Origin of the sequence: Thermococcus sp., assembly GCF_027066465.1 — an archaeon.
Taxonomy (GTDB): domain Archaea; phylum Methanobacteriota_B; class Thermococci; order Thermococcales; family Thermococcaceae; genus Thermococcus.
Map to the genome: position 1 here is coordinate 1 of NZ_JAMONU010000137.1, position 8,399 is coordinate 8,399.

Annotated in this window: 13 protein-coding genes and 2 pseudogenes; 5 read left to right on the plus strand and 10 right to left on the minus strand. The window is 52.9% G+C overall.

Annotated features, from left to right (window positions below; translation table 11 throughout):
• On the plus strand, nucleotides 1–424 hold a 424-nt coding region (locus MVK46_RS06285), incomplete at its 5' end, for an EamA family transporter (RefSeq protein ID WP_367182637.1).
• Here the strand turns inward: MVK46_RS06285 and MVK46_RS06290 are convergent.
• The 5 genes and pseudogenes from MVK46_RS06290 to MVK46_RS06315 all read right to left on the minus strand — a co-directional run bounded on the left by MVK46_RS06290 (nucleotide 421) and on the right by MVK46_RS06315 (nucleotide 3,039).
• On the minus strand, nucleotides 421–996 hold the full coding sequence (locus MVK46_RS06290) for a hypothetical protein (RefSeq protein WP_297535784.1): 576 nt from the start codon (nucleotides 994–996) through the stop codon (nucleotides 421–423). The genes MVK46_RS06285 and MVK46_RS06290 overlap by 4 nt on opposite strands.
• Before the next feature lie 42 nt (nucleotides 997–1,038).
• Nucleotides 1,039–1,405: pseudogene (locus MVK46_RS10560) on the minus strand (PIN domain-containing protein).
• The gene (locus MVK46_RS06305; protein ID WP_297535787.1) at nucleotides 1,406–1,651 is read right to left on the minus strand and encodes a hypothetical protein; all 246 of its coding nucleotides are present in this window, start codon (nucleotides 1,649–1,651) and stop codon (nucleotides 1,406–1,408) included.
• Between the two features lie 12 nt (nucleotides 1,652–1,663).
• Entirely contained in the window at nucleotides 1,664–2,239 is a 576-nt protein-coding gene (locus MVK46_RS06310) for an AAA family ATPase (RefSeq protein ID WP_297535797.1), read from the minus strand.
• Nucleotides 2,236–3,039 carry a hypothetical protein gene (locus MVK46_RS06315; RefSeq protein WP_297535788.1) on the minus strand — a complete coding sequence of 268 codons (804 nt, stop codon included), beginning with the start codon at nucleotides 3,037–3,039 and terminating at the stop codon, nucleotides 2,236–2,238. Before MVK46_RS06315 ends, MVK46_RS06310 begins: the two co-directional genes overlap by 4 nt.
• Nucleotides 3,040–3,127: 88 nt before the next feature.
• Here MVK46_RS06315 and MVK46_RS06320 point away from each other — a divergent pair, with 88 nt between their 5' ends.
• The gene (locus MVK46_RS06320) at nucleotides 3,128–3,745 is read left to right on the plus strand and encodes an ECF transporter S component (RefSeq protein WP_367182638.1); all 618 of its coding nucleotides are present in this window, start codon (nucleotides 3,128–3,130) and stop codon (nucleotides 3,743–3,745) included.
• On the opposite strand, the gene pyrI is transcribed toward MVK46_RS06320, so the two are convergent.
• Nucleotides 3,742–4,197: an aspartate carbamoyltransferase regulatory subunit gene (gene pyrI, locus MVK46_RS06325; RefSeq protein WP_297535789.1), complete on the minus strand. Its 456-nt coding sequence runs from the start codon at nucleotides 4,195–4,197 to the stop codon at nucleotides 3,742–3,744. The genes MVK46_RS06320 and pyrI overlap by 4 nt on opposite strands.
• A 1-nt stretch (nucleotide 4,198) precedes the next feature.
• On the minus strand, nucleotides 4,199–5,125 hold the full coding sequence (gene pyrB / locus MVK46_RS06330) for an aspartate carbamoyltransferase (RefSeq protein ID WP_297535790.1): 927 nt from the start codon (nucleotides 5,123–5,125) through the stop codon (nucleotides 4,199–4,201).
• Between the two features lie 118 nt (nucleotides 5,126–5,243).
• Here pyrB and MVK46_RS06335 point away from each other — a divergent pair, with 118 nt between their 5' ends.
• The 3 genes from MVK46_RS06335 (at nucleotide 5,244) to MVK46_RS06345 (ending at nucleotide 7,023) form a co-directional block, all read left to right on the plus strand.
• Entirely contained in the window at nucleotides 5,244–6,134 is an 891-nt protein-coding gene (locus MVK46_RS06335) for a thiamine-phosphate synthase family protein (protein WP_297535791.1), read from the plus strand.
• A complete protein-coding gene (locus MVK46_RS06340) occupies nucleotides 6,131–6,541 on the plus strand; it encodes a secondary thiamine-phosphate synthase enzyme YjbQ (RefSeq protein WP_297535792.1) in 411 nt (136 codons plus the stop codon). The genes MVK46_RS06335 and MVK46_RS06340 overlap by 4 nt, the downstream gene beginning before the upstream one ends.
• A gap of 194 nt (nucleotides 6,542–6,735) precedes the next feature.
• Entirely contained in the window at nucleotides 6,736–7,023 is a 288-nt protein-coding gene (locus MVK46_RS06345; protein ID WP_297535793.1) for a type II toxin-antitoxin system RelE/ParE family toxin, read from the plus strand.
• On the opposite strand, the gene MVK46_RS06350 is transcribed toward MVK46_RS06345, so the two are convergent.
• The 3 genes and pseudogenes from MVK46_RS06350 to MVK46_RS06360 form a co-directional block, all read right to left on the minus strand.
• The gene (locus MVK46_RS06350) at nucleotides 7,020–7,259 is read right to left on the minus strand and encodes an addiction module protein (protein WP_297535794.1); all 240 of its coding nucleotides are present in this window, start codon (nucleotides 7,257–7,259) and stop codon (nucleotides 7,020–7,022) included. The two genes, MVK46_RS06345 and MVK46_RS06350, sit on opposite strands and share 4 nt — an antisense overlap.
• A gap of 258 nt (nucleotides 7,260–7,517) precedes the next feature.
• Nucleotides 7,518–7,946, minus strand: coding sequence for a hypothetical protein (locus tag MVK46_RS06355; protein WP_297535795.1), 429 nt, complete (start codon nucleotides 7,944–7,946; stop codon nucleotides 7,518–7,520).
• A gap of 75 nt (nucleotides 7,947–8,021) precedes the next feature.
• Nucleotides 8,022–8,399 (minus strand): annotated as a pseudogene (locus tag MVK46_RS06360) (ATP-binding protein); the annotation flags it as partial.

Below are 8,399 nucleotides of genomic sequence, written 5' to 3' on the forward strand. Positions count from 1 at the left end.
AGGGCTTGAGATGAAAACCTACATCATCTACGCCATCCTCGCGGCGTTCTTCGCTTCCCTCGTTCCAATCTTTGGAAAAATCGGCCTCAGGGACGTCAATCCAACGCTCGCGACCGCTGTGAGGGCCGTCATAATGGCGGTCTTCCTCGTCGGCGTCGCCCTCGTGAGCGGTGTAACTCGGGAACCGCTGAGCGGAAGGGCGCTATTATTCATAGCGCTTTCAGGGATAGCGGGCGCGCTCTCGTGGCTCTTCTACTTCATGGCCGTTAAAGCCGGCCGTGTTCCCGCTGTAGTTGCAATAGACAAGACGAGCATCGCGCTGGCAATCTTCCTCTCGTGGCTCATCCTCGGGAGCAGGATGGACGTGAAAACAGCGGTCGGCGCGCTCCTCATAGTTATCGGCGCGATTCTGGTGGCCCTTTAGGATTTTAAAGCTTTTTCAAGCCTTTTAACGCTCTCCTCAACGTCGTCCTTGTCGAACTCTAAAAACTCCGCCTCCGGGAAGCGCTCCATGAGCTCCTCAAAGAGCAGTCCTGGTCCTTCCTTAACCTCAAAACCAAATTTCTCAACGACTTTCCTGCTCTCCTCAAGCCTCTTTTCCTTGTCCATGTAGAAGAACGCCGGAATCAGGCCGTAGTCAAAGGAATTAGGGTCGTTCGAGGTCGTGTGGAAGACACCACAGGTTGGGGAGCCTTTAACGCCGATGAAGACCACCCGCTCCGGCTTCTCTTCAGTCAGAACCCTCCCTATGAAGTCCGCTATGACCTGAACCCTCTCGCGCATGCCGAGTCTCTCAAAGCTCTCCCTTCCCATCGGGGGCCTCGGCCAGCCGATCAGCTCGAACTCGGGGCAGGGGTAGGTAAGAACCTGCCATTCCTCGCCGAGTTCTCCAATCAGCTTCCTCAGCTCTTTTGCCGTCAGGTATTCCTTCTCCTTGGGGCCTCTGTAAACGTAGAACGGACTCAACAGGCAGGGGGCTACTATCAGGAGGTTCATCTCACTCACCCAGCACGATTTTTGCGAGGTCGTTGGGCGTGATTACTTGAACCTCGCTCCCTTTAGTCCTTTCCTCAGTGCTTTGTCCCCCGTTGCAAGTGGAACGTTGAAAGCCAAAGCAAACGCTACGTAGGGCACGTCCTTTGGGTCGGGCGTTATCTCCCTTGCCCCGGGCAAATAAGGCCTCAGCTCCTCTTTAGGGACGGTCGAGCATCTCAAGGAGTTCATCTTCCTCGAGTTTTGTGAGACTGAGAATTCTGTTCCATTTCTCGTCGATTTCTCTCCAGAAGAACTCAGGAACGAGAAACTCCACTTTCCTTACCACGTAATTCCACGCGAAAATCAAGTGTACCTTGCCCCTGCTGTGGAGGGCTGAGAAGACGAGGTTGAAGTCGAGAACTGCCTCCATCTAAACTACCCCATACCTCTTTGCGAGGTCTCTCTTGAGTTCTTCGGCGAGCTTCTCGGCATCCTCTTCACGTAACTCGCTCTTTTTGGCCAGTTCGATGAACCTGCTGGCCTTTCGTATTCTTTCCTCGATTTCCTTGATGGCCTCGAGCTCTATCCTCTTCCTGAGGGCTGGGGTTAGGTATTTCTCAATCTCGTCGGGTATCCTCACGACTATCTCGCCCATGTTCCCACTAACTTCCCTCACTCTCAACTCTCTTTAAGCCTTGCTCAGCTCCTCGATAATCCGCTCCACCTTCTCCCTCAGCTCCTCAAGGGTTCCCTCGTTGACTATGACGTAGTCAGCTAGGTCCTTAAGCTCGCTCGTGTGGTAGAGCCTCTCCTCTGCGTCGTCCATCTCCTTGAAGTCCTCGAAGCTCTTGATGTCCCTGTCCTTCTCAGCTTTTCTCCTCATCAGGCGCTCGAACCTTATCTCAGGCCTTGCCTCGACGTAGATGACCTTCCCACCGAGCCTCTTTATCGCCTCGATTTCCTCCCGCGAGCGGACGCCGTCTATGACGATGTTCTTGCAGTTCCTCTTCTTGTCAACGGCGAGGCGAATTAAGATGTCCCCGCCGTATTTGTCCTTGAGGTACTTTCCGAACTCTATGAGTTTCTCGCGCGTCGGCTCTGCCTTCTCTGGCAGTTCTGGAATCCAAGAGTAGTCGGAAACGTTGTGGGTCAGCAGGTCAATCAGCGGCTCACTGCAGGAAACCCTGCAGAATCCCTTCTCCTCGAAGAACTTGGCAACGGTAGTTTTTCCGGCGGCAATCTTTCCAACGACCCCGATTATCATCTCCTCCGCCTCCAGTAGCGCCATACAACCTTGGCCCCATCCGTGGACTCCATGAGGCCATCGTAGGTGAGTTTGGCGACGAACTCCAAAAGAGCTTCTTTATCGACCATCGTGGGAAACTCGAAGCCAAAAAGATATTTCAGCTCGAAGAAGCCGATGTGGAGAAGTCTGAAGGGGTTGAGGAGGTAAACTCCATCCTTCTCGCCCAGCGGGAATGGGAAATCCGCTAAGACAAGCTTTGCACCCCTTTCCCTAGCGATTCTCACAAGCTTGTCCTCATTTGGGAAGAACAGCTCCCTAAGGTCCCCTTCAACGGCCTCGTACTCGAGCCTTGGATAGGTGTGCCTCAGCCCGATTGCCCCGTAGGGGAGCTTGAGGGCTTTGGCAAAGCCGAGAAGCGGTTTGGCGGAGAAGCTCAGGAAGACGAGCGTTTTCAGGTTTCCCGTAACTTCGGGCCACTCCCTCGGCGGGAATCTCCTTTCCGCCTCGACTATCGGCGTTAGGAACTCAAGCTCTTTGGGAAGAAGCTTTTCGGCCTCGTCCAGCTTTCTCCGCTTTGTCTCAAGGTCGAGGTTTGAATAGACGGTAACCTGCCTGACCCCGAGCCTCTCGCGTAGCTTTCCGATGACGAGACTGTTGCCGATTACAACGCTTTTATCGGTTCTGTCGTGGGCTATTATGAAGAGCTTGCCCCCCTCCGGGTCGTAGCGAACCTCGTCTATCCTGAAGGGACTCTCCGGAAGGCCGTGCTCAAGCCTTATCTCCCGAACCAGCCTGGATATCGCCTCGGGGGTGAACATCGGCCTCCCTTCTCATGGGAGCTTTTAAGAAGATTGTTCCTTTTTTGGAACAAAGATTTTAAAATTGTGGAACAAACTTGGGTCGGTGGTGAGGGTGAAAATCGGAGCAAGGGAGATAGCGATTTCAGGTGTAATGCTCGGTCTCGCGCTCCTTCTCGACGTCGCCCCGATAGACTTCCCAACAGTATGGGGGATGAAAATCGACCTCGTTGCGGTTCCGATTGTCGTTGTCTACTTCCTCCTCGGCTTCTGGGGAGGCGTTTTTGCCCTCGGTCTGCTCTTCGTAGGCCTCACCGTGGTTTCATCAGCGAGCTGGCTTGGGGCAATGATGAAGGTAACGGCAACCTTTCCCGTGATACTCGGCCTTGAGTTCGCGAGGAGAACGGTCGGCCTCGACTTCAGAAACCCCCGCAGGTTGTTCATCTTCGGTGTCGTCGCGTACATCGTCGGCGTTGCAATAAGGGTTCCCCTGATGCTCGCCCTCAACTACTACGTGGCGCTCCCTATATGGCTCGGCCTTCCGAGGGAGCAGGTTGTCCAGGCCGTTGAGAGGTGGACCCACGTTCCCTTCTGGGTGGCAATAGGCCTGCCCAACGCAGTTCAGAGCATAATAGACGTATTCCTGAGCCTCGCGGTTGTGGTTCCGGTTTTAAGGAGGGTTCCGTACCTCGGACCGAGCGCAGAAAAGGTTTGGGAAAAGGGTTAGAGGTTCTTCAGTATTTCTTCCCCCTCAATCGTTCTCTCGCAGTAGTGACAGCGGAGCTTGAGTGGCTCCTTTGAGACGACGTGGAACTTCGGCCTCACGTACTCGTGGTTGCTAACGCAGTTGGGGTTCGGACAGCGGAGGATTCCCACTATCTCGTCCGGAATCGAGACCTTGAACTTCTCGGCAATCTTGTAGTCCTTGACTATGTTCACGGTCGCGTTCGGGGCTATGAGCGCAATCTTGTTCACCTCTTCCTCGCTCAAATACCTCCCCTCGACCTTTACGATGTCCTTCCTGCCGAGCTTTTTGCTGGGGACGTTCGAGGCTATCAGCAAAGTCCCTCCGTTCGGCTTAGTCAGGCCGAGGATTTCGATGACCTTGAGCCACTTTCCGGCCGGTATGTGGTCTATTACCGTCCCCTCGGGGATTACCTCAACCTTCAGCTCGGGCATTTCAGAGCACCCCCAGTGTTAGGCCCAGGAGAGCCATTCTAACCGGTACTCCTGAGAAGACCTGACGGAAGTAGAGCGCGTGCTCGCTCTTATCGACTTCCGGGTGAATCTCGTCAACCCTCGGGAGCGGGTGCATGACTTTGAGCGTTTCCTTGGCGTTCTTCAAAAGCTTGCAGTTCACCTGATAGCTGCCCTTGACCTTCAGGTACTCTTCCTCGTCCGGGAAGCGCTCGCGCTGAATTCTCGTTACGTAGAGCACGTCAAGCTCTGGAATCGCGCCCTCAAGGTCGGTCGTCTCGTAAACCCTAACGCCCCTCACCTTCAGCTCCTCGACGATGTGCTTCGGCATCCTCAAAAGCTCCGGCGATATCAGGTACAGCTCGACGTCGTAGAACGCTAAGGCCTCCGCAAGGCTGTGAACGGTTCTTCCGTACTTGAGGTCGCCGAGCAGGCCAATCTTGAGGCCGTCAATCCTTCCGAAGGCGCGCTTTATCGTGTAGAGGTCGAGCAGGGTTTGGGTCGGGTGCTGGTTGCTCCCGTCGCCGGCGTTGATGACCGGAACCTCTGCAACCTCCGCCGCCAGCCGGGCGGCACCTTCCATCGGGTGCCTTATGACGATAACGTCGCTGTACTGCTCAACGGTTCTTATCGTGTCGGCCAGGCTTTCGCCCTTCTTGACGCTCGTGCTCGAGGCCGAGGAGAAGCCTATCACCGAGCCGCCGAGCCTGTGCATCGCGCTCTCGAAGCTCAGGCGGGTTCTCGTTGACGGCTCGAAGAAAAGGGTTGCCAGGATTTTTCCACGCGCGTAGTCGAGCGAGCCCTTCTCGTTAAGTTCCTCCTCGAGCCTCTCGGCAACCTTCAAAACAAACTCGATGTCCTCCTTCGAGAAGTCCCTTATGCTCACAACGTCCCGTCCTTTCCACTCCATAGAAGCCCTTCCGGTGTAAAAATCGATGGGTTTTTAAGTCTTTTTTAACAAGTATTTGTTGAGACAATGATTTAAGCTCGAGTTCAAACTTTCAATAACCCGGTTTTAGGGTGGTGCTATGAAGACGCCGAGCGTTTACATCGCGGAGGAACTGATGCCCTATCTGAGGGCAAGGATATCGGAGGTTCTCTACCGCGAGGGCCTTAGACAGTCGAAGATAGCCGGCTACCTAGGGATAACGCAGGCGATGGTGAGCAAATACCTCAGCGGGAACTACAAAAAGCCGTCCCCAGAGGTCAGGGAGCTGCTGAACCCAGTTGCCGAGCAGATAGCGAGGCTCATACTCTCGGGGGCCTCAAGGGAGGAGGTGATAGTTTTCACTTCGAGAAGGCTCTTCGAGCTGTTCTCATCGGGCAAACTCTGCAGGCATTACTCCGCCTACGCCGGGATAAGCGAATCTGCCTGCAGGTCCATGTTCTCAACTTCATCGGAACTTCACTACCTTGAGGAGACCAAAATAGCCGTTAGGGAACTGCTCTCCCTTCCCGGGTTCTCAAAGCTTATACCAGAGGTCAGGAGCAACCTGGCCTACGCCCCAGCGAATGCCAGGACTCCGGAAGAGGTAATCGCAATTCCCGGAAGGATTACGCTTGTCAAAGGTCGGCCCTACGCTCTCCCACCGGAGTTTGGAGCGAGCAGATTCACGGCATCTCTAATCCTCGCCGTCTCAAAAAAGAACCCCGAGGTCAGAAGCGTCCTCAACCTGCGCCTTGATAAGTCAGTGGAAGAAGCAATCAAAAAGTCCGGTCTCAAGTTCAAAAAAGTAAAAACCGGCGGGCTGAGCGATGAAGATGCTATAACGGTAATCTCGGCGCTTTTTGAAGATAACAAGCTCGACGCAGTCCTCGACGAGGGCGGAGAGGGGATTGAGCCACTCGTCTACATCTTCGGTAGCGACCCCCTCGACGTCGTGGACAAGGTTAAGAAAATACTGGAGGTGATGGGATGATTTACAGCAAGGAGCTCCGCTTTTCAACAAGGGGCGAGATTGACCTCGTGGACATAACGGCCGAGGTTGAGAGGGTCGTCGAGGAGAGCGGAATCCAGAACGGGCACGTTCTGGTCTTCGTTCCAGGCGCTACCGGCGCGATAGTCACGATAGAGCACGAGCCGGGCCTTCTGGAGGACTTCAAGAGGACGTTGAGAGAGCTGATACCAAAAGGTGCCGGCTACCTCCACGACAGGATAGACGACAACGCCCACAGCCACCTGCGCGCGACCCTTCTCGGCGCGAGCGAGTGCTTTCCTGTAATCAACGGCCGGCTCGTTCGCGGAACCTGGCAGCAGATTTTCTTCGTCGAGCTGGACGTCAGGCCGAGGCACAGGCGCGTTATAGTGCAGGTCGTTGGGGAGTGAGGGCTTCTGGTTCTCACACCGTTATACACACTGAGAAGTGCGAGTTCTCAGAGTGTATGGCATTCTACCGCGAATTGGTATCGATACTCTCCGAAGTACTTCGGGGGGCTTCCTTACATCAAGGGGTAGAGGATAAACAAATTTGAGCGCTTTATTTAAATTTCAAGTTCCATACTTCTCAAAGGGGAAGTGTGGTGTTCAGAGTTGACGTTGATGAAAGGGTTTTCGCTGAAGCTCGAAAGTGGCTGAAGCCGGCTCACATTAAAAAGTTAAGCGAGTTTATCGTGGCTTTAAGTGAGGACCCTAACTCACCCGTACCCAAAGGATTTGACGTAAGGAGAGTTAAAGGAAAGAAGATTAAGGGTTTTCCGGCTTATGCCCTCAGGCTTGGAGGATATAGAGTTTTCTACGGTGTGGACTGGGAGAATAAGGTTATCTACATCGCTAAAATAGAACCAAGGGGCAGGGCCTATAAGCGTTAGTCCTCCAGCATTTGGGTGAGTATTCTAACGGCCTCTTCCCCGCTAACTACTTTTGCTTTTCCGCTCTTGTACTCCTCGAACCTCTTTTCAAGGTCTTTGAGAGTCTCTTCGTCAACTTCTTCCTCAGGGAGGTTTTCAGCCCTCATCTTCAGAACCTCAAGCCTGAGCTTCTCTAATTCTCTCTCCATCTGGTCTATTCTCTGGAGAAGCACGTTGGGGTTAATAGCCTCACTCATTCTCCCACCAGTCATGGTTTGTCCTAACTTGGTTAAATACGTTTTTGTTGTCTGGGCTGTAAAGGGAACGCATTTAGCCTGAGTAATACTTAATGAAAAATACTGGAAAGCGCAGGAGAGCTTAAATCTTGATTGATATCTCTGCCTTGTCGCTCTTCTTGAGCTGGATTGCGAGGAGTTGTTTAGTGTAATCTCTGTATCGGAGATAGGAGATTATCCAGAGAACGAAGCTGACTAGGCTTCCTAGGGAGAATACTATCAGGGAAATTGTGGTGAGCCAGTGGGGAATCCCGAATATAAGAGGATGGCCGTACTGATGCCGAGAAGTATCCATTCAATGAGAAAACTGATGAAAAGATTGTAGGCTCTTTTAATTGCTCTACTATACGCTTCTTCCAGTTTCTCTTCTTGAGTTTTGGTGTCGCTTAAGCATCTAGCCATAATTTCATTGGTATCCATACCAGCAATAAACTCATCTAAGTTGTCAATTAGGCCGAAGATTATTGCAGAAGCTCCAGATGCAATTCCGAAACTTGCTAGTGCCAGTATTTTTGTGTCAACGAACTCGCCGAATTTGCTGGAGAATACCAAAATGTAAATGAGTATTCCACCCATAATGCCTCCTATGAGATACATTGTTATAATATCAGCTTTTGTTCCTGCCCCGGCATCGTCACAAATTGTCATTTCCCTTCTCCCTCCGGGTATTTATGTATTTCCCTTCTCCCGAAGGGTATAATATCTAGGGCAGAGGTAAAGCTCTCAGCTCTCCCACAGCTCCAGCAGGAAAAAGGGCACGTCTTCCCTTTCGAGCACGATTACGTTTCTTGGATACTTCCTGTGGGCCTTTCCTGCCTTCACTTCAACCTTCAGGTCTCCAGCGATTGCGTCAACCTCGTAGGAGTTCCGATAGTAGTAAACTTCCCCAAACTTCCTGTACAGATGCTCCTGAACGAGCCACTCGTAGAGGGCATCTTCCCTAAGCTCCGCCCCGCTCCAGGTAGAGAAGAGCCTCGCAAGTAGAGGGTCGCGGAAGAAAAACTTCTTCTCCCTCTTGTACAGGACCCTGTTTCCCTCCCTCAGGTATGCAATCCCGACGATGTACAGCTCCCGGAAGAACTCGATGTAGTCCTGCACGAC